Source organism: Nonomuraea solani (genome assembly GCF_900108335.1).
Classification (GTDB): domain Bacteria; phylum Actinomycetota; class Actinomycetes; order Streptosporangiales; family Streptosporangiaceae; genus Nonomuraea; species Nonomuraea solani.
In genome coordinates this window covers 197,962-222,894 of sequence record NZ_FNVT01000010.1, presented here as the reverse complement: position 1 = coordinate 222,894, position 24,933 = coordinate 197,962, and the positions used below count along the sequence as shown (strand labels likewise).

At 71.6% G+C, this 24,933-nt stretch carries 23 protein-coding genes; 15 read left to right on the top strand and 8 right to left on the bottom strand.

Annotated features, from left to right (window positions below):
• Positions 1-41 precede the first annotated feature (41 nt).
• On the top strand, positions 42-683 hold the full coding sequence (locus tag C4V41_RS32515; RefSeq protein ID WP_103959786.1) for a TetR/AcrR family transcriptional regulator: 642 nt from the start codon (positions 42-44) through the stop codon (positions 681-683).
• Positions 684-685: 2 nt separating this feature from the next.
• On the opposite strand, the gene C4V41_RS32510 is transcribed toward C4V41_RS32515, so the two are convergent.
• Positions 686-3,532 (bottom strand): hybrid sensor histidine kinase/response regulator, encoded by a 2,847-nt coding sequence (locus tag C4V41_RS32510; RefSeq protein WP_103959785.1) that lies wholly within the window; start codon positions 3,530-3,532, stop codon positions 686-688.
• A 154-nt stretch (positions 3,533-3,686) separates the two neighbouring features.
• On the opposite strand from C4V41_RS32510, the gene C4V41_RS32505 reads away from it, so the two are divergent.
• From C4V41_RS32505 to C4V41_RS32480, 6 genes are all read left to right on the top strand, one after another.
• Positions 3,687-4,373, top strand: coding sequence for a response regulator (locus tag C4V41_RS32505; protein WP_103959784.1), 687 nt, complete (start codon positions 3,687-3,689; stop codon positions 4,371-4,373).
• Positions 4,370-5,200, top strand: a complete 831-nt coding sequence (locus C4V41_RS32500; RefSeq protein ID WP_235030503.1) for a glutamate ABC transporter substrate-binding protein — start codon at positions 4,370-4,372, stop codon at positions 5,198-5,200. Before C4V41_RS32505 ends, C4V41_RS32500 begins: the two co-directional genes overlap by 4 nt.
• Positions 5,201-5,293: 93 nt before the next feature.
• A complete protein-coding gene (locus C4V41_RS32495; protein WP_103959783.1) occupies positions 5,294-6,037 on the top strand; it encodes an amino acid ABC transporter ATP-binding protein in 744 nt (247 codons plus the stop codon).
• An 8-nt stretch (positions 6,038-6,045) separates the two neighbouring features.
• Entirely contained in the window at positions 6,046-6,876 is an 831-nt protein-coding gene (locus C4V41_RS32490) for a glutamate ABC transporter substrate-binding protein (RefSeq protein WP_103959782.1), read from the top strand.
• Between the two features lie 5 nt (positions 6,877-6,881).
• Positions 6,882-7,550 carry an amino acid ABC transporter permease gene (locus C4V41_RS32485; protein WP_103959781.1) on the top strand — a complete coding sequence of 223 codons (669 nt, stop codon included), beginning with the start codon at positions 6,882-6,884 and terminating at the stop codon, positions 7,548-7,550.
• Complete coding sequence (locus C4V41_RS32480) at positions 7,547-8,380, top strand: amino acid ABC transporter permease (RefSeq protein ID WP_103959780.1); 834 nt, start codon at positions 7,547-7,549, stop codon at positions 8,378-8,380. Before C4V41_RS32485 ends, C4V41_RS32480 begins: the two co-directional genes overlap by 4 nt.
• On the opposite strand, the gene C4V41_RS32475 is transcribed toward C4V41_RS32480, so the two are convergent.
• The gene (locus C4V41_RS32475; RefSeq protein WP_103959779.1) at positions 8,336-9,598 is read right to left on the bottom strand and encodes a hypothetical protein; all 1,263 of its coding nucleotides are present in this window, start codon (positions 9,596-9,598) and stop codon (positions 8,336-8,338) included. The genes C4V41_RS32480 and C4V41_RS32475 overlap by 45 nt on opposite strands.
• A gap of 40 nt (positions 9,599-9,638) precedes the next feature.
• On the opposite strand from C4V41_RS32475, the gene C4V41_RS32470 reads away from it, so the two are divergent.
• Entirely contained in the window at positions 9,639-11,015 is a 1,377-nt protein-coding gene (locus tag C4V41_RS32470; protein ID WP_103959778.1) for an amidase, read from the top strand.
• A gap of 114 nt (positions 11,016-11,129) precedes the next feature.
• Here C4V41_RS32470 and C4V41_RS32465 read toward each other — a convergent pair whose 3' ends face one another.
• Genes C4V41_RS32465 through C4V41_RS32450 form a run of 4 tightly spaced genes read right to left on the bottom strand, consistent with a single transcriptional unit; the run spans position 11,130 to position 16,142 of the window.
• On the bottom strand, positions 11,130-13,031 hold the full coding sequence (locus C4V41_RS32465; RefSeq protein ID WP_103959777.1) for a hypothetical protein: 1,902 nt from the start codon (positions 13,029-13,031) through the stop codon (positions 11,130-11,132).
• 24 nt (positions 13,032-13,055) lie between these two features.
• Positions 13,056-13,925: a carbohydrate ABC transporter permease gene (locus C4V41_RS32460; RefSeq protein ID WP_103959776.1), complete on the bottom strand. Its 870-nt coding sequence runs from the start codon at positions 13,923-13,925 to the stop codon at positions 13,056-13,058.
• Positions 13,915-14,790 (bottom strand): carbohydrate ABC transporter permease, encoded by an 876-nt coding sequence (locus C4V41_RS32455; RefSeq protein ID WP_103959775.1) that lies wholly within the window; start codon positions 14,788-14,790, stop codon positions 13,915-13,917. Before C4V41_RS32455 ends, C4V41_RS32460 begins: the two co-directional genes overlap by 11 nt.
• Positions 14,787-16,142, bottom strand: coding sequence for an ABC transporter substrate-binding protein (locus tag C4V41_RS32450; RefSeq protein WP_103959774.1), 1,356 nt, complete (start codon positions 16,140-16,142; stop codon positions 14,787-14,789). Before C4V41_RS32450 ends, C4V41_RS32455 begins: the two co-directional genes overlap by 4 nt.
• An 80-nt stretch (positions 16,143-16,222) precedes the next feature.
• Here C4V41_RS32450 and C4V41_RS32445 point away from each other — a divergent pair, with 80 nt between their 5' ends.
• Genes C4V41_RS32445 through C4V41_RS32425 form a run of 5 tightly spaced genes read left to right on the top strand, consistent with a single transcriptional unit; the run spans position 16,223 to position 21,456 of the window.
• Positions 16,223-16,984: a FadR/GntR family transcriptional regulator gene (locus C4V41_RS32445; protein ID WP_200824379.1), complete on the top strand. Its 762-nt coding sequence runs from the start codon at positions 16,223-16,225 to the stop codon at positions 16,982-16,984.
• Between the two features lie 52 nt (positions 16,985-17,036).
• The gene (locus tag C4V41_RS32440) at positions 17,037-18,116 is read left to right on the top strand and encodes an NAD(P)H-dependent amine dehydrogenase family protein (protein ID WP_103959772.1); all 1,080 of its coding nucleotides are present in this window, start codon (positions 17,037-17,039) and stop codon (positions 18,114-18,116) included.
• Positions 18,113-18,685 (top strand): carboxymuconolactone decarboxylase family protein, encoded by a 573-nt coding sequence (locus tag C4V41_RS32435; protein WP_103959771.1) that lies wholly within the window; start codon positions 18,113-18,115, stop codon positions 18,683-18,685. Before C4V41_RS32440 ends, C4V41_RS32435 begins: the two co-directional genes overlap by 4 nt.
• Positions 18,686-18,695: 10 nt before the next feature.
• Complete coding sequence (locus C4V41_RS32430; RefSeq protein WP_200824378.1) at positions 18,696-20,306, top strand: GMC oxidoreductase; 1,611 nt, start codon at positions 18,696-18,698, stop codon at positions 20,304-20,306.
• A 58-nt stretch (positions 20,307-20,364) separates the two neighbouring features.
• Positions 20,365-21,456 (top strand): glycerophosphodiester phosphodiesterase, encoded by a 1,092-nt coding sequence (locus C4V41_RS32425; protein ID WP_235030502.1) that lies wholly within the window; start codon positions 20,365-20,367, stop codon positions 21,454-21,456.
• Positions 21,457-21,482: 26 nt separating this feature from the next.
• On the opposite strand, the gene C4V41_RS32420 is transcribed toward C4V41_RS32425, so the two are convergent.
• Positions 21,483-22,301 carry a DUF1206 domain-containing protein gene (locus tag C4V41_RS32420; protein ID WP_235030501.1) on the bottom strand — a complete coding sequence of 273 codons (819 nt, stop codon included), beginning with the start codon at positions 22,299-22,301 and terminating at the stop codon, positions 21,483-21,485.
• Between the two features lie 83 nt (positions 22,302-22,384).
• Here C4V41_RS32420 and C4V41_RS32415 point away from each other — a divergent pair, with 83 nt between their 5' ends.
• Both C4V41_RS32415 and C4V41_RS32410 read left to right on the top strand, forming a co-directional pair.
• A complete protein-coding gene (locus C4V41_RS32415) occupies positions 22,385-23,809 on the top strand; it encodes a tetratricopeptide repeat protein (RefSeq protein WP_103959769.1) in 1,425 nt (474 codons plus the stop codon).
• 11 nt (positions 23,810-23,820) lie between these two features.
• The gene (locus C4V41_RS32410; protein ID WP_103959768.1) at positions 23,821-24,654 is read left to right on the top strand and encodes a PIG-L family deacetylase; all 834 of its coding nucleotides are present in this window, start codon (positions 23,821-23,823) and stop codon (positions 24,652-24,654) included.
• Here the strand turns inward: C4V41_RS32410 and C4V41_RS32405 are convergent.
• Positions 24,648-24,881, bottom strand: a complete 234-nt coding sequence (locus C4V41_RS32405; RefSeq protein WP_103959767.1) for a DUF6289 family protein — start codon at positions 24,879-24,881, stop codon at positions 24,648-24,650. The genes C4V41_RS32410 and C4V41_RS32405 overlap by 7 nt on opposite strands.
• Positions 24,882-24,933: the final 52 nt, after the last annotated feature.

The window sequence follows — 24,933 nt, the reverse complement described above, 5'->3', positions numbered from 1 at the left end:
GGGGCGGCGATGTCACTACTGTTCAGCGTGGAGGTGACGCCGTGCCCAAGACAGCGACCGCGCCCAAACCCGCGACCGGTCCTGGTCGGCCCCGTGACGCCGAGGTCGACCGCAAGGCGCTCCAGGCCGCGATCGAGCTCTACGCGGAGCTCGGCTGGGCCAAGTTCACACTCGACGCGGTCGCGCGGCGGGCCGGGATCGGCAAGGCGGCCATCTACCGGCGCTGGCCGGCCCGCGACCGGCTGGTCGCCGACGCCATGAAGGCGGCTCTGCTGCCGCCCGAGGCCGTCATCGACACCGGCACCCTCCGCGAGGACCTGCGCGCCCTGGCACGTTCCACCATGGACCACTACCTGGGCCCGTACGGGCTCGCCGGCCTGCGCCTGCACGTCGAGGCCCGCGCCCATCCCGGCCTGTTCGCCGAACTGGCGGGCGGCATCAGGCACACGAGGGCGCTGCAGGCCCGCGCCATCGTGCGCCACGCCATCGCCCGGGGCGAGCTGGGCGAGCAGGCGTCCCCTGCGCTCATCCTCGACACCCTGCTGGGCGGGCTGCTCACCCACGTCCTGGCCACGCCGGAGGAGCCGCGGCCGGAGATGACGGCCCGGAGCAGCCGCCACGTCGAGGACATCACGGCCTTCGTCCTCACCGCCGCCATCGCGATCTACCCGCCCGCGGGCTGATCTCAGCCGGAGCCGTTCATCCAGGCCGGGGTCTCCTTGAGCAGCCCGTCCAGCTCGTCGAGCAGCGCGTCGTCCACGAGGATCCCCGCCCGCGCCAGGTCCTCGGCGCGCTGGCACAGGGCGGCCTCGCGGGTGGCGCCGACCGTCGCGCAGGCGCCCTTGAGCCGGTGCGCGACCCCGGCCGTGGTCGCCAGGTCGCCCTTGCGCGCGGAGCGCCTGAGCTCCTCGAACGCCGGCCCGGCCGTGGTCAGGTACGCCTGCCCGATCTGCGCCAGCGCCTCCGCCGACAGCCCGGCCAGCTCGGGCGGGAGCCCGGCCGAGGCCGTCCACTCCGGGATCATGGCCAGCACGCGCGGCCAGTCCACGGGCTTGGCCAGGTGATCGTCCATGCCGGACTCCAGGCACCGGATGCGGTCGTCCGGCATCGCCGCGGCGGTCATCGCGATGATCGGGGTGTGCACCTCTTCGCGGGTCCTGATCTCCTCGGTGGCGGCCAGGCCGTCCAGGACGGGGAGCTGGCAGTCCATGAAGACCAGGTCGTAGCCGCCGCCCAGCACGGCGCGTACGGCCTGCTCGCCGTTGTCGACCACCTCGACCTCGTGCCCGGCCTGACCCAGGATGATCACCGCCACCTGGCGGCTCACCTCGTCGTCCTCGGCCACCAGGATGCGCGCGCCGCCCGCCTTGCCGACGGCCTGCGTCCCCTCGCGCGGCTCACCGGGGCTCTCGCCGACCAGGGCGTTCTCCACGGCGGCGAGCAGACGGCGGCGGCTGAGCGGCCGAGTGATGGACTGCACGGCCCGCTCCCCCGCGGCCACCGGCCAGGCGAACCCGGCCCGGCCCGGGGTGACCACGACGATGACGCTGGTGGCCTGGAGCAGCGGGTCGGTGATGATCGCGTGCGCCAGCGAACGCGACGCCTCGGGCTCGTCGACGGTCGTGCCGAGATCCAGGGCGACGACCGCCAGCTCGTACGGCTCCCCCTCCGAGGCGGCGGCGCGCAGCAGCGCCAGGGCGGAGTCCTCGTCCCCGGCCTCCTCCACGACGAGCCCCGCGTGCTTCAGGAACCGCCCCGCCAGCCCCCGGTCCTCGGGGCGCGGGTCGGCGACGAGCGCGCGCCGTCCCTCCAGCGCCCCGGCCCCGGGCTCGGACCACGTCACGACCTCGACCGGCAGCGTCGCCCAGAAGCGGCTGCCGACCCCTTCCACGCTGTCCAGCCCGATCTGGCCGCCCATGAGCTCGATGAGCTGGCGGCTGATGGCCAGGCCCAGCCCGCTGCCACCGGTCCTGCGCGTGATGGGCGAGTCGACCTGGCGGAAGACGCCGAAGACCCGTTCGCGGTCGCCGGGGCCCACCCCGATGCCGGTGTCGGCGACGGCGAACCTGAGCACCACCTGGTCCTCGCCCGGCTCGCCCTCGTCGAGGGTGACGTGCAGGTCCACGCCGCCCTGGACGGTGAACTTCATGGCGTTGCCGACCAGGTTCGTCAGCACCTGGCGCAGCCGCGCCGGGTCGCCCTCGACCTGCCGGGGCACGTTCTCGTCGAGCCGCAGCGTGAGCCAGAGCCCCTGCCCGTAGGCGTAGGGGGCGAACGGCGCCACCACCTCGTCGCACAGCCGCGGCAGGTCGTACGGCACCGCGTCCACCTGCAGATGGCCCGCCTCGATGCGGGACAGATCGAGGAAGTCGTCGAGCAGCCGCAGCACGTTGTGGGCCGACTCGTGGGCGGTGCTGGCGTAGTGGCGCTGCTCGTCATCGAGGCGGGTGCCCATGAGCAGGGAGTTCATGCCGAGAACGCCGTTGATCGGGGTCCGGATCTCGTGGCTGATCTTGGCCACGAACTCCGACTTCGCGCTGGAGGCGCTGACCGCCTCGTCCCTGGCGGTGGCCAGTTCGGCGGCGTACCTGGCCAGCGTGGCCTGCGCCCGGCGGCGGCCGTGCGTGCTGTGGATCTGCAGGCCCAGGCCGATGAGGATGAGCAGGGCCAGCAGGGCGGCGACGGTGAGCACGTTCGTGCGCAGCCGCGCGGCCGAGGCCAGCGCCGCTTCGGCGGGCACCTCGGCGGTGACCGTCCAGCCGATGCCGGGGATGGGTTCCGAGGCCGACAGCACGGTGCCGTCGATGCCGCGGAACTCGCCGTTCCACTCCCGGCCGGCGAGCGCGGCGTCCACGCGGGGGTCCTCGCGCAGGGAGGTGAGGGCGTACAGCTTCCTGTTGTAGTCGGCGACGAGGACGCCGGCCCGGTCGGTGATCAGCAGCCGGATGCCCTGCGCGTCGGCCGCCTCCTCGGCGAACTCCTGGATGGCGTCCAGGCTGTAGACGACCGCGAGCATGCCGAGCATGCGCGCGCCGTCGGCGCTCGGGATGGGCGCGGCCACCGCGACGGCCCTGGAGACGCCGACCATGGTGGGCGTGTACGCCTGCGAGACGTGCGCCTGTCGCCGGTCGCGCACGGCGGGATACCAGTCGGTGCTGGTGATGTCCTGGGGCAGCACGGCCGGTGGCTCGGCGCCCAGCATGCCGCCCTCGGGCGAGATCAGGATCAGCCCGCTGACGCCGTCGCGCAGCCGCTGCAGCTCGCCGAGCCAGTCACGCAGGGTGCCGGGCTCGGTCTCGCCGACCGCGTCGCGCACCTGCCCGCGCTGCGCGAAGGCGGTGACGAGTTGTTTGAGCGAGTCCATCTGCTGCTCGACCACGACGCGGCTCACCGACGCGGTGGTCTTGACGCGGTCGCGGACCTCGCCGCTCACCGTCTGCTCCGACAGGCTGATGCTGGAGGAGGTGAGCAGGGCCAGGGGCAGCAGTCCGAGCAGCGTCCACAGGGCCGTCACCGCGAGCAGCCATCGCACGGGCGTCGTTCCTCCCCACAGTCGTCGGGCTACAGACTAGGAGCGAACGAGCGCGCGCGCCGGTTCCCGGTGAGCAGAACGCGCAAAAGTCGATCTTTTGTGATAAAAGCCACCTAGGCTGCTGAGATCTGCCAGTTGAACGAGGAGCGTGGCGATGCCTGACACAAGGGACATCACCGTTCTCATCGTGGACGACGACCCGGTCGTGACCGCCGCGCTGCACGCGCAGGTGAACCGGGTGCTCGGGTTCAGAGTGGTGGGAATCGCGCACACCGGGCAGGCGGCGCTGGCCGCCGCCGGCCGGTTCGCGCCCCGGCTCGTCCTGCTCGACCTGCACCTTCCGGACATGCCCGGCCTGGAGGTCGCGCATCGGCTGCGGCGGCCCGACCAGCCGCCCGCCGACATCATCGTGATCTCCGGACGCAAGGAGTCGGCCACGGTACGCGCGGCCATGCAGCGCGGCGCCCTGTACTACCTGGTCAAACCGACCAGGGCGGGCACCTTGGAGCAGACCTTGTTACGCTACGCCGCCACGGCCGAGCAGTTCGAGTCGGGCGGCCGCTTCGCCGAGCAGCAGGAGATCGACCGGATCTTCCGCTCGCTCCACCTCGACCAGGGCGCCCGCCCGAAGAGCATCTCGGCCGCGACCGAGCAGACGGTCCTGGACGCGCTGTCGGAGGTCGAGGAGGACGCCTCGGCGCACGAACTGGCCGAGATCATCGGCGTCAGCCGGGCCACCGCCCGCCGCTATCTGGAGCACCTGGCCGAGCGCGGCCTGGTCGAGGGCCGCCCCCGGTACGGGCCGACCGGGCGGCCGCAGCACCGGTACCGCGTACGGTGAGCAGGCTCAGGACGCTGTTCGCGGTGGCGCTGGTCTGCCTCCTGCCCTCGGGCTGTGGCGACGCGGACCCCTTCCCTGAGGGCTCCACGATGGCGCGCGTCAGGGACCGCGGCGTGCTCACCGTGGGCATCAAGTTCGACCAGCCGATGTTCGGCTACAAGGACCCGGCCAGCGGCCGGATCACCGGCTTCGACGCGGAGATGGCCCGGCTGATCGCCAAGGACCTCACCGGCAGCGAGCGCAACATCCGCTTCGTCGAGACCGTCTCACGCGAGCGGGAGAACTTCCTGGCCCAGGGCGTGGTCGACCTGGTCATCGCCACCTACTCGATCACGCCGGCCCGCGCCCAGCGGGTCTCCTTCACCGATCCGTACTACTACGCCGGGCAGGACATGCTGGTCAGGTCCGGCGACTCGACCATCAACGGCGTGACGGACCTGGCCGGCAAGACCGTCTGCACGGCGACCGGCTCCACCTCCGTCGACCGCCTGCGCGACATGGTGCCCAAGGCCGGCCTGGAGATCGTCGACGCCTACAGCATCTGCGTGCCCGCGCTGCTGGCCGGGCGCGTGGACGCCCTCAGCACCGACGACACCATCCTGCTCGGCCTGCTGGCCCAGAACCGCGACTCGCTGCGACTGGTCGGCAAGCCGTTCGGGCGCGAGCCGTACGGGATGGGCGTCCGCAAAGAGGACACCGCCTTCCGCGACCACCTCAACACCCTGATCACCCGCTGGCTGCGCGACGGCGAGTGGGATCGGGCGTACACGGCCACCATCGGAGTCTCCGGCGCCACCTCGGATTCGTCCCGCCCGCCCAATCGCTGAGCAGAACGATCACAAGCCTTTTCCCGGAACAAGCGGCTTTTACGGTTACGCCAACGCTGACCGAGCCGCTGACCGAGAAGAGGAGCGTGACGCATGAGCCAGGCGGATCTGATCGTCCTGGACCAGGTCAACAAGCGCTACGGCGAGCACCATGTGCTGCGCGACATCGACCTGACCGTCCGTCAGGGCGAGGTGGTCGTGATCATCGGCCCGTCCGGGGCGGGCAAGTCCACCCTGTGCCGCGCGATCAACCGGCTGGAGACGATCGACTCCGGCACGATCAGCCTGGACGGCACGCCGCTGCCCGCCGAGGGCAAGGAGCTCGCCCGGCTCCGCGCCGAGGTGGGCATGGTCTTCCAGTCGTTCAACCTCTTCGCGCACAAGACCGTCCTGGACAACGTCGTCCTCGGGCAGGTGCACGTGCTGAAGCGGCCGAAGGCGGAGGCCGAGCGCAAGGCCCGTGAGCTGCTCGACCGGGTCGGCATCGGCGGCCAGGCGGCGAAGTATCCCGCCCAGCTCTCCGGCGGGCAGCAGCAGCGCGTGGCCATCGCGCGGGCGCTGGCCATGGACCCGAAGGCGATCCTGTTCGACGAGCCCACCTCGGCGCTGGACCCGGAGATGGTCAACGAGGTGCTCGAGGTCATGACCAAGCTCGCCCGCGACGGCATGACCATGGTCGTCGTCACGCACGAGATGGGGTTCGCCCGCCGGGCGGCCGACCGGGTCGTGTTCATGGCCGACGGCGAGATCGTCGAGCAGAACACCCCCGACGCCTTCTTCGGCGCGCCCAGCAGTGACCGCGCCCAGTCCTTTCTTGCCAAGATCCTCACCCACTAAGGAGTGTCATGTTCGGCAGATCCCTTTACGCCGTGTTCGCCGTGGTCGCCGTCACCGCCACCGCCTGTGGCAGCGGCGGGGACACGTATGCCTCCATCGTGGACAAGGCCAAGAACGACAAGAAGCTGGTGATCGGCGTCAAGGCCGACCAGCCCGGTCTCGGCCTGCGCACTCCTGACGGCAGTTTCTCCGGTTTCGACATCGAGGTGGCCAAGTACGTCGCCAAGGCGCTCGGCGTCGAGGCGAAGGACATCACGTTCAAGGAGACCGTGTCGGCCAACCGCGAGGCGTTCATCGAGCAGGGCCAGGTGGACATGGTCGTGGCGACGTACTCGATCACCGACGCCAGGAAGCAGAAGGTGTCCTTCGCCGGGCCGTACTTCGTGGCCGGGCAGGACCTGCTGGTCAGGGCCGACGACGCGGCGCTGACCGGGCCCGAGACGCTCAACGGCAAGAAGCTGTGCTCGGTCGCCGGCTCGACCCCGGCGCAGAAGGTCAAGACGGAGTACGCCAAGGAGGTGCAGCTCCAGGAGGAGCGGACGTACTCGGCGTGCGTGGACCGCGTGCTCGGCGGCCAGCTCGACGCCCTGACCACCGACAACGTCATCCTGGCCGGCTACGCCGCGCAGCACACCGGCAAGCTCAAGGTCGTCGGCAAGGCGTTCAGCACCGAGAAGTACGGCATCGGCCTGAAGAAGGACGACACGACCGGCCGCAAGGCGATCAACGACGCGCTGGACAAGATGTTCTCCGACGGTAGCTGGACCAAGGCACTGCAGGCCAGCGTCGGAGCCTCCGGCTTCGCCATGCCGCAGGCCCCGCAGCTCGAGCGGTACTGAGGCCCGTGGACGCCCTGCTGACCGAAGGCGGCACCATCGTCGCCGCCTTCTGGATGACGATACGGCTGGCGGTGGTCAGCGCGATCGGCTCCCTGGTGTTCGGCACGCTGCTGACCGCCATGCGGGTGGCCCCGCTGGGCTCCCTGCGCGCCACCGCGACCTGCTACGTGACCGTGGCCCGTAACACGCCGCTCACGCTGGTGCTGCTGTTCACCGGCCTGGGCGTCGGCGCGAACCTGGGCCTGGAGCTGTCCGACGACATCGCGACCAACAACTTCTGGCTCGCCGTCATCGGGCTGACCGCCTACACCTCGGCGTTCGTCTGCGAGGCCCTGCGCTCCGGGCTCAACACCGTGCCCGTCGGGCAGGCCGAGGCGGCCCGCTCGCTGGGGCTGGGCTTCGTCAAGACGCTGGCGCTGATCACGCTGCCGCAGGCGTTCCGCGCCGTCGTGGCGCCGCTGGGCAGCATCCTCATCGCCCTGACCAAGAACACCACGATCGCCCTCGTGGTCGGCGTGGCCGAGGCGTCGGTACGGATGCGCGAGATGGTGGAGACGTACGGGGACCAGGTCATCGAGGTCTTCCTCGGCTTCGCCGCCGGGTTCGTGCTGCTGTGCCTGCCCATGGGCCTGCTGTTCGGCTGGCTCCAGCGACGACTGGCGGTGGCCCGATGAGCTTCGCGAACCTGTACGAGAACCCCGGGCCGCGCGGCGTGCGCCGCAACCGGGTGCTGACGGTGGCCGTCGGGGCCGTCCTGCTGGCGGTGGCGGCGTTCGTCATCGTCCGCTTCGAGGAGAAGGACCAGTGGGCGGCGGCCAAGTGGACGCCGCTGCTGCGCGGCGACGTCTGGGCCACGTTCATCCTGCCGGGCCTGGTGGGCACGCTGTCCGCGGCCGTGGCCGGCGTGGTGCTGGCCGGGCTGTTCGGGCTCGTGTTCGCCGCCGCCCGGCTGTCGGAGCACCGGTGGATCCGGGTGCCGGCGGCCGTGGTGGTGGAGTTCTTCAGGTCCGTGCCGCTGCTGCTGCTGATCTTCTTCGCGTTCTTCGGGTCGTACGTGCTCATCGGCACGAACATCTCGGCCTTCGCGGCGGTGGTGTTCGGGCTCACGCTCTACAACGGCTCGGTGATCGCGGAGATCCTCCGGGCCGGGGTGCTGAGCCTGCCCAAGGGGCAGCGGGAGGCCGCCTACGCGGTCGGCATGCGCAAGAACCAGGTCATGCGGCTCGTCCTGCTGCCGCAGGCGCTGAAGGCCATGCTGCCGGCGCTGGTGAGCCAGTTCATCGTGCTGCTCAAGGACTCGGCGCTGGGGCTGATCGTGGGCTACGACGAGCTGGTGGACCGGGGCCTGAACGGGATCGCCGCCAACTTCTCCAACGTCATCCCGGCGGCCATCCTCATCGCGGCCATCTTCATCGTGATCAACCTGGCCCTGGACCGGCTGGCCCACCGCCTGGCCGCCTCAGGGACCATCAGGACGGCGCGAAAGCCGGCGCCGGTGGCGTAGCAGCGCGGGCAGCCACGGCGCGCCGCCCAGCACGACCAGCAGGGACAGCAGCGGGACCCGCCACCACCACGAGATGCCCGGGGGCGGCGGGGACGGTTTCGCCACCCACGGCCGGGCCGTCTTCGACCAGGCCAGGAACGCGTCGCCGATCGGCACCAGCCCGAAGGCGTAGCGCTTGGTCCAGGGCGTGCCGACCGGCAGACCGGCCAGCTCACCATAGTTGGCCAGGGCCGCGGCGAGCGCGGTGTCGCCCTGCGTCTGGGCCGCGCCCAGCGTGACCGCGGTCGCCGACAGGCTCACGCCGAGCGGCAGCGGGCCCGAGTCCACGTCGCCTGGGCCGTCCATGCCCTCCGGGTACTCCCGCACGGCGGGGCCGAGCCCGAGCGGGGTGCCGACGTAGCGGTCGCGGAAGCGAAGATACTGCTCGGCGGCGAAGACCGGGTCGATGTCCACCAGGAAGCGCTGGATCATGCTCTGCGAGCTGCCCCTGGCCACCTCGGCGGGCGCGCCGGTGTCCGGGTCGGCGCGGTGCGGGAGCAGGCCGGTGCGCGGGTCGAGCAGGCGGCGGGTCCTGTCCAGCCAGCGGGTCGCGGTGGCGGCGTACCGGGGCGGCAGCAGCGTGTCGTGCAGCCGCAGCGAGGCCATCGCCACGGTCGAGTCGACCGGCCACGCCTGACCCGGGTAGGCCGTCAGGTAGGGCGTGCTCGCGGCGTCGAACGCCCTGCCGAGCGCGGCCGAGTCGCCGGCGAACCGGCGCAGCTCGGCCGGGTCGCGCTCCCCTTCCGGTTGCAGGCTCAGCGCGCCGCCGCGCAGCCAGTTGCACCAGCCCTGGTAGAAGACGCCGTAGGGCGGGGTCATGGCCGCGCTGAACGGGGCCCTGCCGGACGGCGAGTCCAGCCGGGTCAGCGCCCAGCGGGCCTCCTTGAGCGCCTGTCCGCGCGCGGCCGGGGGCTCGCGCAGGCCGAGCTCCACCCAGGCCAGGCCGTACAGGGCGTGCAGGAAGAAGTAGCCCTCGGGGAAGAGCGCCTGGGCCTCGTCGCCGGCGCCCGCGTCCAGGGCCGAGCGCAGGAAGGCGAGCTGGGCGCGTACGCCGGGCGGCTCCTCGACGGGACCGGCCGTGGCGGGCACGACCAGCCGGACCGCGCCGATCACGGCGCACAGGGTGATCAGGGCGGCGGCGATCCGGCGCGGCACCCGGGGCACTCGTGACGAGGACATCCCGCCGATGCTAGCGAGATGTCAGGTTAGATATGGAAATATGCCGACGCCTCCCGGGCCTTTCACCGGCCGTACCCTCATCGATCTCGCGCGCGACCTGCGCGACGGCTCCACCACCGCCGCCGAACTGACCGGGCTGGCGCTCGACGCCATCGCCGCCCTCGATCCCGGGCTGAACGCGTTCGTCACCGTGGACGCCCAGGGCGCGCTCGACGCGGCGCGACGGGCGGACGAGGAGCTGGCGGGCGGCACGGACCGGGGCCCGCTGCACGGCATCCCGGTGGGCGTGAAGGACCTCATCAGGGTGGCCGGGCTGCCCGCCACCATGGGCTCGCGGCATTTCGCCGGGTACGTCCCCGACACCGACGCCGCCTGCGTGACCCGGCTGCGCCGGGCCGGGGCGGTCATCGCCGGCAAGACCACGACGCACGAGTTCGCGTACGGCGCCACCGGCGACCGCTCGGCGAACGGCCCCTCGCGCAACCCCTGGGACCCTTCGCGCATGTCGGGCGGCTCCAGCGGCGGCAGCACGGCCGCCGTGGCGGCGGGCATGATCCCGCTCGCGCTCGGCACGGACACGGGCGGCTCGGTGCGCATCCCGGCCGCGCTGTGCGGCATCGCCGCCTTCAAGCCCGCCTACGGGGCGATCGCGCCGGACGGGGTGTTCCCGCTGTCACGGACGTTCGACCACGTCGGGGTCCTGGCGTCCGACGCGGCCGGCTGCCGCCTCGCCTACGCCGCCCTGACCTCGCCCTTCTCGGCCACTCACTCCTCGACCGCGTCTCCCTCAGGCGCTCACCCTTCGGCCGCGCCTCCCTCAGACACCCGCCCCTCGGCCGCGCGGGTGGCGTGGCTGGATCCCGCCGGGCTGTTCGACGGGGACGCGCGGGTGACCGATGCGGTGCGGGCGGTGGCGGGTCCGATGGAGGAGGTGCGGCTGCCCGTGGGCGCCGGGGAGGAGCTGCGCGAGATCTACTCCGTCGTCGTGAGCTGCGAGGCGGCGGAGGTGCACGCCGAACGCCTGACGAAGGCCCCCGAGCTGTTCGGGCAGGAGCTGCGCGAACGCCTGGGCGCCGCCGCCACCCTGCCCGGCTGGCGGTACGTCCGCGCCATGGCCGCCAGGGAACGCCCCGCCGCGGCCGTCCGGGCGCTGTTCGACCGGCACGACGTGCTGGCCCTGCCGGCCGTGCCGTTCACCGCGCCGCCGCTGGACCAGCGCGCCATGGACCTCAACGGCCGCCAGATCTCCGTGCTGACCGCGCTGTTCGCCCTCACCAGCCCCTGGAACGTCCTCGGCCTGCCCGCGCTGAGCGTGCCCGCCGGGCTGGTCGACGGCCTGCCGGTGGGACTTCAGCTCGTCTGCCGCCCGGGAAACGAGCACCTGCTGTTCGAGACCGCGATCACGAGGGCGGGTTGATTCCCGGCCCGCCGCCTGCCCAATGTCATGATCCTCACCTGTCCGGCTCGGTCCGCCGCTCTGAGTGAACAGCGGCTTGCCGGGCCCATCCGCCACGAAAAAGCGAGAAACCGACTACGAGGAGCGTTCCCACGGCGCCCGATATGACGGCCGGTAGGCGTGCAGGCGCAGCCGCAGGGTCAGTGTGATCGACGTCCCCGCGGGCAGCTCCACCGTCAGGTGCGGCCCGCCCACCTCGATCTCCTGGCGCGACAGCACGGGCTCGTGGTGGATGTACTCGGTGTCGTGGCCGGTCCAGCCCTCCTCGGCCCGGTCCGCGGCGGCGGTGCGGATCTCGTGCTCGCCGAACGCCCCCGCCTGGACGATCAGCGTACGGTCCTCGGTGGCCGACAGGTTGACCAGCGTGACCACCGTGGCCTCCGGCTCGATGGCGCTCACCAGGGCGGCGACCTGGTCAGGCACGCCGGGGCGGCGGCGCTCGGCGTCGAAGTAGCGCACCCTGGCCTGCTGCAGGCCGCCGTTGTAGACGACCTGCGGGCCGCCCCACATGGTCTGGGTGAGGGCCTCGGTCACCACCGGGTTGACGTTCTGCCACAGGTGGATGGCCTCCTCCGGCAGGTCGCGGCCGGCGTTGGCGCGCAGCAGCGCGATGCGGCGGCGGGCCTGGGCGTGCGCGGCGGCCAGGATGCGCTCGGGGTAGGCGGGGTTGTCGCCGCACAGGTACGCGTACCAGGGCTCCTCGTGCCCGGCCTCCTCCTTGTCGCGGAACGGCCGCACCGTGGCCCAGTCGTAGCCGGTCGCGGCGCGCAGCGCGTCCAGGCGGGCCCGGTCCTCGGGGGCGCCGGTGTGGTGCCAGAGCGCGAGCGGGACCGAGGTCTGGACGGGGTTGTAGTCGAACCAGCCCTTGTCGCTGTGCCGGTAGGGCACGAGCAGGGTGGGGGTGTCCACGTCGGGCCCGAGGTGGGCGCGCCAGCGGCCCTGGTTGGCCGAGTCGCTCTGGCTGAAGGGCAGTTTGACGCCGCGCGCGATGACCTCGTCCAGCAGGGTCCTGACCAGGTCGAGGTAGTGGTCGTCGCCGGTGACCAGGGCCGTGCTGAGCGCGCCGACGGCGCTCGCCTGGCCGAGGCTGTAGAGGCCGTGCGGCCAGGTCCAGCCGTAGTGGCCGCCGTACCAGCGGCCGTCCAGCAGGCTGCCGACCACGCCGTCGGGGCCGACGTTGTCGGGCACGACGCCGCCGTTCTCCTCGGCGCGGCGTTGCCAGGCGCCGACGTACTCGCGCAGCCAGGCGGCGTACTTCTCGTCCCCCGTGGCCAGGTAGGCGTTGCCGACCAGGCCGGCCACGCTGAGGTTGCCGACGGCGTCGCCCCGGCCGAGGCGGCGCTGCATCTCGGTGCCCAGGCGGGGGTCCTCGCCCGGCGGCCCGCTGTCAGGGTCGAGCCAGTCCAGCGGGTGGCCGTACTGGGCGGCCTCCGCCTCGGTCCAGGGGTAGGAGGGCGTGTCCGAGACCCCCTCCCTGGCGCCGCCGCTGCCGTTGTGCGGGGCCTTGATGATGCGGTGCCCGGGGTCGTAGTTGCCTTTGGCGGGGTCGAGGTAGAGGTCGGCGAAGCGGGCCGCCCGCTCCGTCCAGGCCGCCGGGTCGGCGGCGGTCAGGAAGTAGCTGAACAGCAGGCTCTCGCCCTGGTGGAACCAGTCGTAGCCGATCTCGAACTCGTCGGCGAACATGCCCAGCGCGGTCATCTGCCCGGCCACGCCGTGCCAGTGCCGCGCGCAGGCGGGCAGCAGGTCGTCGGCGCCGCCCAGCAGGTAGAGCTGCGGCCAGTTGAAGAACGGTTCGAAGAAGTCGTCGGCGCCGTCGCGGGTGGACAGCCGGCCCGAGTAGCGCAGCGAGCCGTCCGGCCTGGTGTAGCGGTCGGAGAACAGCCGCCACCCGCCGTCGAGCAGGTCGAGCAGGGCGCGCTGGGACAGGGCCCAGGCGGGCGGCTCGATGACGGGGACGTTCGCCGTGAGCTTGGTCATGCGGTGGGGACTCCTCGGGGAAGGTCAGCCCTTGGTCGCGCCGGCGGTCAGACCGGCGACCAGGAAACGCTGGGAGAACAGGAACACGAGCAGCACGGGCGCGATCGACAGCAGGGTCGCCAGGACGAGTTCGGGCGGCTGCACCTCGGCGTTCGCGCCGACGACGGGGTTGAAGGTGGGGGTGGCCGCCAGCATCTGGGTGAGGCCGACCTGCATGGGGTAGTTGTCGCTGTCCGGCAGCATCACGTACGGCAGGAAGAAGTTGTTCCAGTTCTGGACGAAGCTGAAGAACGCGACCAGCGCCACCACCGGCTTGGCCAGCGGCAACGCCACCCGGGCGAAGGTCGCCGACTCGTCGCAGCCGTCGAGCCGGGCGGCGTCGAGCAGTTCGCGGGGGACGCTGGTGGAGAAATAGATGTAGGTCAGGTAGACGCCGAAGGGGAAGAACGACATCGGCAGCACGACCGAGGCCGCCTGGTTGACCAGGCCGACATAGCTGAGTTCGAGGAAGATCGGCAGCACCAGGGCGGTGGCCGGCATCAGCATCACGACGAGGGTGACGATGAGCAGCAGGCGTCGGCCTTTGAAGTCCATCAGCGCCATCGCGTATCCGGCGGGGATGCTGACCAGCAGGGTCAGCGTGACCGCGAGCCCGGCGTAGACGACCGAGTTCGTCATCCAGGTGAGCACGGCGCCGTCCTGGAAGGACATGAGGTTCGCCCAGTTGGTGAGCAGCGCGTCGATCGAGCCGGGGGCCAGCGGGTTGTCCCTGATCAGGCCGGCCGGGGTCTTGGTGGAGGCGAACACCAGCCACACCATCGGCAGGACGAAGAACAGCGCGAAGGCCGGCAGCAGCACGTGGGTCAGGAGCCGGGTGAGGTGGCTAATCCGCATCGAACAGCCCTCCCCGCGCGACGAACAGGCCGGCGCAGCACAGCGCGACGATGAGCAGGTCGATGGCGATGGCGGCGGAGCCGTTGAAGTCGTTCTGGTCGAAGGCGTACAGGTAGGCGAGCTGGTTGAGGGAGTAGTCGGCACCGACCACGCCGAAGCTCGCCTGGGAGATGAGCTGCGGCTCGACGAAGAGCTGGGTGCCGGCGGCGAGCGAGAGGATCAGCATGTAGACGATCCACTTGCGCAGCATCGGCAACTGGACGCGCAGCGCGGTGCGGACCGGCCCGGCGCCGTCCACCTTGGCGGCCTCGATGACGGCGTGCGGGATGCTGTTCAGGGCGCCGTACATGACCACGATCCAGCCGCCCGCGCCGGTCCAGAAGGCGATGATGGTGAAGATCCATGGCAGGTGCGCGGGGGCGACCACCTGCACGAACGTCTCTCCCCACAGGCCGCGGACGAGGTCGTCGACCGGGCTCACCGACGGGTCCAGCATGAACAGCCAGAGCAGCACGCTGGACGCCCCGGCCAGCGCGCCCGGCACGTAGCAGACGAAGCGCAGCGCGGCCCGGTACCAGCGGGAGGTGAGCCGGTGCACCAGGAGCGCGAGCACGAGGACGAGCACGGTGAGCGTGACCAGCCACAGCAGCAGGTACGTCGCCACGTGCCCGACGGCCGTCAGGAACCGGTGGTCCTGGACGGTGCGGGCGAAGTTGGCCAGGCCGGCGAAGCGCCCGTCGGCGTCGGTGAAGGCGAGGTTGAGGGCGTACAGGGCGGGGACGACGCCGAAGGCGACCAGGAGCACCACGTAGCCGGAGACGAAGACGTGCCCGGCCGCCGGCCGCCAGGAGTGGGTCCGGCTCACTTGGTGACCTGGTAGCCGGACACCTGGGCCTGCTGCTCGATGGCGGTCTGCCAGGCGGGCAGCAGCGACTCCACGGTCTTGCCCGCGGTCTGGGCGGGGATGACCGTCTTGGCCCACACCGCCTCCTGGCTGAACTCCGGCGAGCCCCAGCCGGACCAGACCTGGCCGGCGGCGGTGGTGATCGGGGCGGCGATGTCGCCGGCGTAGTAGCCGCTGTCCTGCTGCTTCTTGATCCACTTGGCGGCGGCGGGCGCGTGGGCGGGGTAGCCGGGCGAGAGCTCGACCTGGTACGCGTCCGCGGTGGCGACCCAGGTGATGAAGTCCTTGGCCGCCTTCAGATTGGTGCTGTGGCGCGACAGCCACCAGGCGCCGCCGCCGACGTTGCCGGTGACCGGCGGGCTCTGGTCCGCCCAGTGCAGCGCGTCGCCGACGGCCAGCTCGCCCTTGGGGGTCTTGAGCGCGCCCTGGAAGACCGCGCCGCCGTACCAGGCGGGGCCGGGCAGCATGAGCACCTTGTCGCCCTGGTTCTTGGCGAAGTCGGGGCCGAACAGCGGCAGCATGGACATCGTCTTGTTCGCGACGAGCCGGTCCATGAGCTTGGCGGCCCTGACGCACTTGGCGTCGGTGGCCTTGACGGTGATGGCCTTGGCGCCGGTGACCTGGCCCGCCGGGCACTCGCTGCCCCACATGTAGATCTCGGGCGCCCACGCGTCGCCGGCCGTGCCGACGATGTATCCGGGGTGCTCGGTGGCCACCTTCTCCCCCAGGGCCTGGTATTCCTCCCAGGTCTTGGGCACCTCGTAGCCGAACTCGCCGAGCAGTTTCTTGTTGTACCAGAGCACGACCTGGGCCAGGTCGTTGCGCAGGCAGTAGACGGTGCCGCCGATGGTGCACACGTCGAGCGCGCCCTTGGCGAAGCCGCTCAGCGTGGCGTCGTCGAGCAGGCCCTTGTCGAGCGGGGCCACGAAGGCGTCGTCGCCCTGCGAGGCCCAGGAGGCGGTGTTGTTGTCGGTGGTGAACACGACGTCGGGCCAGCCCTCCCCCGCCCGGTTGAAGAGCTGGACCTTGGTCTTGAGGGCGTTGGAGCCGTTGGCGTTGCCGTCGTAGGTGACGATGTCGAGCCGGGTGCCGGGGTGCGCGCTCTGGTACGCCTTGGCGGCGTCGAGGCGGGTGGAGTCCACCCAGACCACGAGCTTGCCGTCCTTCTGCTCGGCGGCGTCGAAGCCGTACGGGGACGACGAGCTCGGCGTCTTGACCGGCCCGGCGGGGTTCGGGGGGCCGCAGGCCGCGACGGCGAGGAGGGCCGCCGTGGCGGTGATCGCCAGACGGAGGGCGGGACTGCGTCGTCTCATGGGGCCTCGCTCAAGAGCACCGGATGGGTACCGGGTATGACATCATACGTGTGACGTATTCACAATGCCTTATCCTTGAAGTGATCATCGAAGCCCGGGAGGCCACTTTGTCTCAGCACGCGGATCCGACCGCACGGCGGCCGCGCCGCGTCCGGCCCGCCAAGCTGGGCACGACCGTGGTGGAGCAGCTCGTCGACGACATCGTCAAGGGCGCACTACGGCCGGGCTCCACGCTCCCGCCCGAGCCGGAGCTGTGCGAGGAGTTCGGCGTCAGCCGCACGGTGATCCGCGAGTCCGTCAAGATCATTCAAGAGAAGGGCCTGGTGCGCATCGAGCACGGCCGCGGCACCCAGGTCACCGACCCGCGGCAGTGGAACCTGCTCGACGACGTCGTGCTCACGGCGGTGATCGCCCACGACGAGAACGCCACGTTCCTGGACGAGCTGGTCGAGGTGCGCACGGCGCTGGAGGCCGACATGGCCGCCGCCGCGGCCCGCGCCCGCACGCCCGGCGACGAGGAGCGCATCGCCGCGGAGCTGGCCGCCATGCGCGCCGGCCTGGCCTCCCCGCCCGACTTCGCCGCGGCCGACGTGCGCTTCCACGACATGATCATGGCGGCGTCGCGCAACCGGCTGGGCCGCGCCGTGGTCAACAGCATCCACGACAAGGCCCGCACGAGCATGCGCTACCACGGGGAGTACAACGAGGCCGTGATGCGCCAGACGCTCGACGAGCACCAGGCCGTCTGCGACGCGATCGCCGCCGGCGACCCGGAGGCCGCCGCCGCCGCGATGCGCGCCCACATCCTCGGCTCCTGGACCCGCCGCCGCCCGTCGCGCTGACGCGCCTGAGCGGGGCCTATGCAACGAACCAAGCGCTTGCTACGCTCCGCCCATGGTGTCCACGATCGTCTGGGGTACCGGCAACATCGGCCGCGCCGCCATCCGCGCCGTCGAAGCCCATCCGGCACTGGAACTGACCGCCGTCCTCGTTCACGACCCGGCCAAGGCCGGCCGTGACGCGGGCGACCTCGCCGGCCTCGGCCGCGAGCTGGGGATCACCGCGACCACCGACCCCGCCGCGGTGCTCGCGGCGGGCCCCCGCGCCGTGGTCTACGCCGCCTCGGGGGACATGCGCCCCACCGAGGCCCTGTCCGACATCGTCAGCGCGATCAGGGCGGGCGCCGTGGTCGTCACCCCCTCCCTGTACGCCCTCTACGACCAGCGCAACGCCCCGCCCGAGCTGAGGGAGCCGGTGCTGGCCGCCATCGCGGCGGGCGGCGGCTCCCTGTTCGTCTCCGGCATCGACCCCGGCTGGGGCAACGACGTGCTCCCGCTGCTGGTCAGCGGGCTCGGCACCACCGTGGACGTCATCCGCTGCCAGGAGATCTTCGACTACTCCACCTACGACCAGCCCGACGCGGTCCGCTACCTGGTCGGCATGGGCCAGCCGATGGACTACGAGCCGCCGATGATCGCGCCGACGGTCCCCACGATGGTGTGGGGCGGGCAGATCAGGCTGATGGCGCGGGCGCTCGGCGTCGAGCTCGACGAGATCCGCGAGACCCTCGACCGCCGCGCCCTCGACACGACGGTCACCACCCGCTCGATGGGCGAGTTCGCGGCCGGGACGCAGGGCGCGGTCCGGTTCGAGGTGCAGGGCATCGTGGGCGGCGAGCCCCTGATCGTGGTCGAGCACGTCACCCGCGTCCACCCGTCCTGCGCCCCCGACTGGCCGCTCCCGCCCGACGGAGCCGGAGCGCACCGGGTGATCATCGAGGGCAGCCCGCGCATCGAGGTGACGGTCGAGGCCACCGACGAGGACGGCAACCGCTCCGCGGGCGGCAACGCCACCGCCGTCGGCCGCCTGGTGAGCGCCATCGACTGGCTCGCGGAGGCCGAACCGGGCCTGTACGACGCCCTCGACGTCCCGCTGCGCCCGGCCGCGGGCAGGCTCGGAAGGAGACGCCCTTGAAGATCGACATCCCGGACGGCAAGGACGCGATCGAGTACGTGTGGGGCGAGATGGTCCCCGGCATCGGCCCCGCCGCCGCCCGCTTCTCCATGGCGGTCTACGCCCACACCACCCTGGGCCTGCGCGAGTTCGAGGCCGCCCGGCTGCGGATCGCCCAGATCAACGGCTGCGCCTTCTGCCTCGACTGGCGTACGGAACGCGACGGCGAGAAGGTCGAGGACGACTTCGCCGACGCGGTGACGAACTGGCGCACCACCACCGCCTTCGACGACCGCACCCGCCTGGCCGCCGAGTACGCCGAACGCTACGCCCTGGACCACCACGGCCTCGACGAGGAGTTCTGGGCCAGGATGACCGCGCACTACGGCGAGCTGCAGATCGTGGAGCTGAGCATGTGCCTCGGCTCCTGGCTCGCCTTCGGCCGCCTCAACCACGTCCTGGGCCTGGACACCGTCTGCCGCCTCCCCAGCGGCCCCACGCCCACCGCCGGGCGCGCCACAGAAAGCGCCGCCGGGCGTGCCACCAAGAGTGACCCCTCACCCGCGACCAGCCCCCCTCGCCGGAAGTGAGACCCCTACCATGAGCGAGACCACCACCCCCCTCTCCCGCCGTGGCTTCATCGCCGGATCCGGATCCCTCCTGGGCGCCGCCGCCCTGGGTGTGCACGCCTCCCCCGCCCGCGCCGCCGCCCCGATCGCCTCCGGCGCCCACGTCGCCGCCCTGGTGATCGGCACCGGCTACGGCGGCTCGGTCGCCGCCCTTCGCCTGGCCCAGGCCGGTGTCGACGTCCACATGATCGAGATGGGCCTGGCCTGGGACACGCCGGGCTCCGACGGCAAGATCTTCTGCAACACCCGCGAGCCGGACTACCGCTCCTACTGGTTACGCACCCGTACGAAAGCCCCGCTCAACTACTTCCTCGGCTTCCCCATCGACCGCGACATCCCCCGCCACACCGGCATCCTGGACGCGGAGGAGTTCGGCGGCATCACGGTCTACCAGGGCCGCGGCGTCGGCGGCGGCTCGCTGGTCAACGGCGGCATGGCGGTCACCCCCAAACGCGAGAACTTCGGCGCCGTCCTGCCCTCGGTCAACCCCGACGAGATGTACGCCACCTACTACCCCCGCGCCAACGCCGGGCTCGGCGTCGGCACCGTGGACCCGGCCTGGTTCGACTCGACGGCCTGCTACCAGTACGCCCGGGTGGGCCGCAAGCACGCCCAGCGCTCCGCCTTCCCGTTCGTCTTCGTCCCTGACGTCTACGACTGGGACTACATGGAGCAGGAGGCGGCCGGCACCGTCACCAAGTCGGCGCTCGCGGGCGAGATCCTCTACGGCAACAACCACGGCAAGAAGTCGCTGCAGAAGACCTATCTCGCGCGGGCCAGGGCGACCGGCCGGGTCTCCATCTCGCCGCTGCACCAGGTCACCTCGGTCCGGCCGGCGTCCGGCGGCGCGTACACGGTCGTCATCGACCAGCTCGACACCACCGGCGCCGTCACGGCCACGAAGACCGTCACCGCCGACCGGGTGTTCTTCGCCGCGGGCAGCGTCGGCACCAGCAAGCTGCTGGTCAAACTGAAGGCCACCGGCGCGCTGCCCGGCCTGAACGGCGAGGTCGGCAAGGGCTGGGGCGACAACGGCAACGTCATGTGCGGTCGCGCCAACCACCTGTGGGACCCGACCGGCGCGCTGCAGTCGTCCATCCCGTGCTGCGGCATCGACAACTGGGCCGCCGGCGGCGCGTTCGCCGAGGTCGCCCCGCTGCCCACCGGCATCGAGACGTTCGCCTCCTTCTACCTGTCGATCACCAGGAACCCGAACCGCGCCCGGTTCTCCTGGAACGCCGCCACCGGCAAGGTCGACCTGAACTGGCAGACCGCGTGGAAGCAGCCGTCCATCGACATGGCCAAGACGATCTTCGACAAGATCAACGCCAAGGAGGGCACGATCTACCGGACCGACCTCTTCGGCGTCTACAAGATCTGGGGCGACCACCTCACCTACCACCCGCTCGGCGGCGCCGTCCTCAACAAGGCGACCGACAACTACGGGCGGCTCAGCGGATATCCCGGCCTGTACGTCATCGACGGCGCGCTGATCCCCGGCAACACCACGGTCAACCCGTTCGTCACCATCACGGCGCTGGCCGAGCGCAACATCGAACGCATCATCGCCACAGATCTCTGACCGTCACTGTGCGCTCGCCGGTAACTCGCGGTCCACCTGAAAGGTCTACGGTGCGCGCATGACGATGCGCAGGTTACTCGCGAGCGTGCTGTCCGGTGTCCTCGCCGGCGGTACCGTCGCCGTCGTGCTGACCCAGACTCCCCCCGCCACGGCCGAGCGCCGTGCCGGCGCTCCCCTCGTGATCGGCCACCGGGGCGCCAGCGCCCACCGGCCCGAGCACACCCTCCTGTCGTACGAGGCCGCCATCGCGATGGGCGCCGACTACATCGAGCCCGACCTCGTCTCCACCAAGGACCACGTGCTGGTGGCCCGGCACGAGAACGAGATCTCGGGCACCACCGACGTGGCCGCGCGCCCCGAGTTCGCCGACCGGCGCACCACCAGGACCGTGGACGGCCGGCCGATCACCGGCTGGTTCACCGAGGACTTCACGCTGGCCGAGCTGAAGACCCTCCGGGCCAAGGAACGCGTCCCCGACCTGCGGCCCGACAACACCGCGTTCGACGGGCTGGCCGAGATCCCGACGTTCGAGGAGGTCGTCCAGCTGGCGCGGCGGCACGGCGTCGGCGTCTACCCCGAGACCAAACACCCCACCTACTTCGACTCCATCGGCCTGTCGCTGGAGGAGCCGCTGTTGGAGGTGCTCAACCGGTATCGCGTGCGCAAGGCGTACATCCAGTCGTTCGAGACCGCGAACCTGCGCGAGCTGCGCGGCCGCACCCGGCTGCCGCTGATCCAGCTCATCACGTCCGGCGGCGCGCCCTACGACTGGATCGCCGCCGGCAGCACCCGCACCTACGACGACATGGTGACGCCGCAGGGGCTGCGCGAGGTGGCCGGCTACGCGAACGGGATTGGCGTGGACACCCGGCGCATCGTGCCGGTGGACGCCTCGGGCCGGACGCTGGAGCCCACGACGCTGGTCGCCGACGCCCACCGCAGGCGGCTCGACGTGCACGTCTGGACGATCCGCAATGAGAACTCCCAGTTGCCCGCCGACTACCGGCTGGGCAACCCGGCCAGCCCCGCCTTCCCGCGGGCGACGGGTGACGTGATGGGCTGGCTGACCAGGCTGGCCGAGCTGGGCATCGACGGCGCGTTCTGCGACGATCCCGCCATGGGACGCGCCGTCGTCACCCGTTCCACCTGAGTACGGCCTACCTGAGTACGGGCTGCCTAAGTACGGCGCCAGCGGGATTCGCCGAAGCAGTACCCGGCGAACAGCAGCACCCCGAACGCCACCACCACGAGCAGCCAGGGCCCGGCGGGGGTGTCGGCGAACTGCTTCAGCGTCGCGTCGAAACCGCCCGCCTTGTCCGGATCGTGGCTGACCGCCGCCGAGATGACGAAGATCCCGGCCATCGCGGCGATCGCACCTCTGGCGATGTACCCGCCGAACCCGAGCCGGTCCATGACCGATCGGGCTCGCGGGGACATCCGCCCGACGTCGAGGTCCTTCTTGAACTCCTTCCGCACGCCCTGGCGCACCCAGTAGGCGCCGAGCGCGATGAGGCCGAGCCCGATCGCGCCCACGATCAGCGCCCCGCCCGGCAGCTCCATCAGCTTGGCCGTCGCGTCCTGCGACTTCTCGTCCTCGGACGTGGCCTTGCCGGTCGTGATGACGCTCACCAGCATGAAGACGATCAGGATGTAGACGGCGACCCGCCCGGCCGCCTCCAGCCGGTCGAAGGTCTTACCACCGCCGAACAACGCCTCCGACGCCTGCCACAGGGCCAGCGCGATGAAGCCCGCCGTCATGATCCATAAGAGCACGAACCCGAAGGGCAGGTCGGCCAGCGTGCCCATGGCCCCCGCCTTGTCGGCCTGTCCCGACCCCTGGCCGAGACCTATCTGCAGGGCCACCACGCCGATCAGCGCGTACAGCACCCCTCGGCAGGCCAGGCCCACCCGGGTCAGCATGGCCATCGGCCGGCTGCGCGTCGCTCGCTGCGTCGCGGCCTTCGCCTCGCGCCCTGCCTGTTCCGCAGTACTCACCGTTACCTCCAAGAGGTCTGTCCGAGCAGATCGCATGCCCGGGAATCGGCGTTCTAGGCATCCGGGCTGGTTACAGTGGTCCGGTGACCCACGATCAGCACGGCCTGGCCATGACGGGGGCAGGGGCCGCCGCGGTCCGCCACTACGACCGCGCGATCGACGAGTTGCTGCACTTCAGAGTGGAGGTCGACGCCGAGGCGAACGCGGCGCTGGCCGAGTCGCCGGACTTCGCGATGGGCAACGTGCTGGCGGCGTACCTGGGGCTGCTGACGACCGAGGCCGAGGACGCGCGGACGGCGCGGGCGCGGTTCGGGGCGTTCCGGCGCCGGATCGACGAGACGTCGCTGCTGCCCCGCGAGCGGGCGCACGTGAGCGCCGTCCAGGCCCTCCTCGACGGCGACTTCCTGACCTGCGGGGCGCGCCTCGCCGACATCACCGTGGCGCACCCGCGCGACGCCCTGGCGCTGGCCGCCGGGCACCAGGTCGACTTCTTCACCGGCGACGCGCGCATGCTGCGCGACCGGATCGGCGGGGCGCTGACCGCGTGGCACGACGACGACCGGCATTTCGGGCACGTGCTCGGCATGTACGCCTTCGGCCTGGAGGAGGCCGGGCACTACGACCGGTCGGAGGAGGTCGGGCTGCGGGCGGTCGAGCTCAACCCACGCGACGTGTGGGGCATCCACGCGGTCGTGCACACCTACGAGATGCAGGGGCGGTTCGGCGACGGGGTGCGCTACCTCGACGCGCGGACGCCCGACTGGTCGACGGGGACGTTCTTCAACGTGCACAACTGGTGGCACTACTGCCTCTACGCGCTGGAGTCCGGCGACGTGGCCAGGGCGCTGGCGGTCTACGACGCGGTGCTGGCCGGCGGGCGGTCCTGCATGGAGCTGCTCGACGCGGCCGCCCTGCTGTGGCGGCTGCACCTGGAGGGCTCCGACCAGCACGAACGCTGGCGGGCGCTGGCCGAGGCGTGGCCGCCGCGGGTGGCGGAGCCGTTCTACGCCTTCAACGACGTGCACGCGGTGATGTCGTACGTGGGGGCGGGACGGATCGGTGACGCCGAGAAGCTGATCGCGGGGCGGGAGGCGTACGTGCTGGAGCCGCGGCCCGGCGTCACCAACCGCGACATGACGCTCCGGGTCGGGCTGCCGGTGTGCCGGGCGCTGGTGGCCTTCGGGCGCGGCGACCACGCCGGTGTGGTGGATCTGCTCTATCCGATCAGGCATCGGGTCAACGAGTTCGGCGGCAGCCACGCGCAGCGCGACGTGGTGCAGCGGACGCTGCTGGAGTCGGCGCTGCGGGGCGGACGGCGGGAGGTGGCGCGCGTCCTGGTGAGCGAGCGGATCGGTGTGCGGCCCTGTAGCCCGTACAACTGGCTCAAGCAGGCGGCCCTGGCCGACGCGCTCGGCGACCGCGCCGCCGCGGCCACCGCCCGGCTGCGCGCCGGCGAGCTGGCCGGCGGGCGGTCGCCTGAAAACGCGATTGTCGGTCCCCCCGAGTAGGGTTTCTCCCTATGGATCGGCAACTCACACTGATGGTCGTGCACGCCCACCCCGACGACGAATGTCTGAGCACGGGCGGCATTCTGGCCCGCTACGCGGAAGAGGGCATTCGCACCGTTCTGGTCACCTGCACCAACGGCGAGCAGGGCGACGACCAGGAAGGCCGCAAGCCCGGCGAGGCCGGCCACGACGACGCGGCGGTGGCCGAGCGGCGGCTCGCCGAGCTGCGCGAGTCGGTCGCCCACCTGGGCATCGACCACCTGGAGCTGCTGGGCTACCGTGACTCCGGCATGGAGGGCTGGGAGGGCAACGGGCACGCCGAAGCCTTCGCCAACGTGCCCGTCGAAACGGCCGCCGCCAAGCTGGCCGCGCTGATGGAGCACTACCGGCCGCAGGTCGTGGTGACCTACGACGAGACGGGCGGCGGCGGTTACGGCCACCCCGACCACGTCCAGACCCACCGGATCACGGTGGCGGCCACCGAGTCGACCGGCATTCCCGACAAGCTCTACTACACGGCCATTCCCCGGGCCGCCATCAAGCGCATGTTCGAGCTGATGGCCGAGCACGGGGTCGACCTCGGCGACTTCCAGCCCTCCGACGACTTCGGCACCCCCGACGAGCGCGTGACGAGCATCGTCGACGTCACGCCCTACGTCGAGCGCAAGCTGAAGGCGCTCAAGGCGCACGAGAGCCAGGGGGAGAACATCTTCCTCCTCCGGATGCCGGACGAGGCGCAGCAGCAGGCGTTCTCGCACGAGTCGTTCGAGCGGGTGCTCAACGTGGCCGACGGCGCCCCCGAGCACGAGGACGACCTGTTCGCGGGGCTACGAGGGGATCAGTAGCAGGGGCTCTCGTCGAAGGTCACATAACCGGAGCGGGTGCCCCACATCTCCGCGTTCCCCTCGCAGTCCTCATACTTCTCGCCGACCACGACGGTGCGGGTGGAGTCGCTGTACCAGACGGTGACGCAGGTGTAGCCGTGCTTGCAGGCGCGGGCCTGCGCGGGCGCGGCGGCGACCGAGACGGCGGCGAGGGCGAGGAGCGTGGCCAGTAACGCGCGGCGGATCATGGCGGTCCTTCCGGTGGGGGGTTCCTTGCCTCGATGGTCGGCCGCGCAAGCC

Bases quoted from the DNA above. Each gene is read 5' to 3' on its own strand.
- C4V41_RS32505 (WP_103959784.1), top strand. From the start codon at position 3,687: ATGCCTGACACAAGGGACATCACCGTTCTCATCGTGGACGACGACCCG.
- C4V41_RS32495 (WP_103959783.1), top strand. From the start codon at position 5,294: ATGAGCCAGGCGGATCTGATCGTCCTGGACCAGGTCAACAAGCGCTAC.
- C4V41_RS32490 (WP_103959782.1), top strand. From the start codon at position 6,046: ATGTTCGGCAGATCCCTTTACGCCGTGTTCGCCGTGGTCGCCGTCACC.
- C4V41_RS32480 (WP_103959780.1), top strand. From the start codon at position 7,547: ATGAGCTTCGCGAACCTGTACGAGAACCCCGGGCCGCGCGGCGTGCGC.
- C4V41_RS32475 (WP_103959779.1), bottom strand. From the start codon at position 9,598: ATGTCCTCGTCACGAGTGCCCCGGGTGCCGCGCCGGATCGCCGCCGCC.
- C4V41_RS32470 (WP_103959778.1), top strand. From the start codon at position 9,639: ATGCCGACGCCTCCCGGGCCTTTCACCGGCCGTACCCTCATCGATCTC.
- C4V41_RS32465 (WP_103959777.1), bottom strand. From the start codon at position 13,031: ATGACCAAGCTCACGGCGAACGTCCCCGTCATCGAGCCGCCCGCCTGG.
- C4V41_RS32460 (WP_103959776.1), bottom strand. From the start codon at position 13,925: ATGCGGATTAGCCACCTCACCCGGCTCCTGACCCACGTGCTGCTGCCG.
- C4V41_RS32450 (WP_103959774.1), bottom strand. From the start codon at position 16,142: ATGAGACGACGCAGTCCCGCCCTCCGTCTGGCGATCACCGCCACGGCG.
- C4V41_RS32440 (WP_103959772.1), top strand. From the start codon at position 17,037: ATGGTGTCCACGATCGTCTGGGGTACCGGCAACATCGGCCGCGCCGCC.
- C4V41_RS32430 (WP_200824378.1), top strand. From the start codon at position 18,696: ATGAGCGAGACCACCACCCCCCTCTCCCGCCGTGGCTTCATCGCCGGA.
- C4V41_RS32425 (WP_235030502.1), top strand. From the start codon at position 20,365: ATGACGATGCGCAGGTTACTCGCGAGCGTGCTGTCCGGTGTCCTCGCC.
- C4V41_RS32410 (WP_103959768.1), top strand. From the start codon at position 23,821: ATGGATCGGCAACTCACACTGATGGTCGTGCACGCCCACCCCGACGAC.
- C4V41_RS32405 (WP_103959767.1), bottom strand. From the start codon at position 24,881: ATGATCCGCCGCGCGTTACTGGCCACGCTCCTCGCCCTCGCCGCCGTC.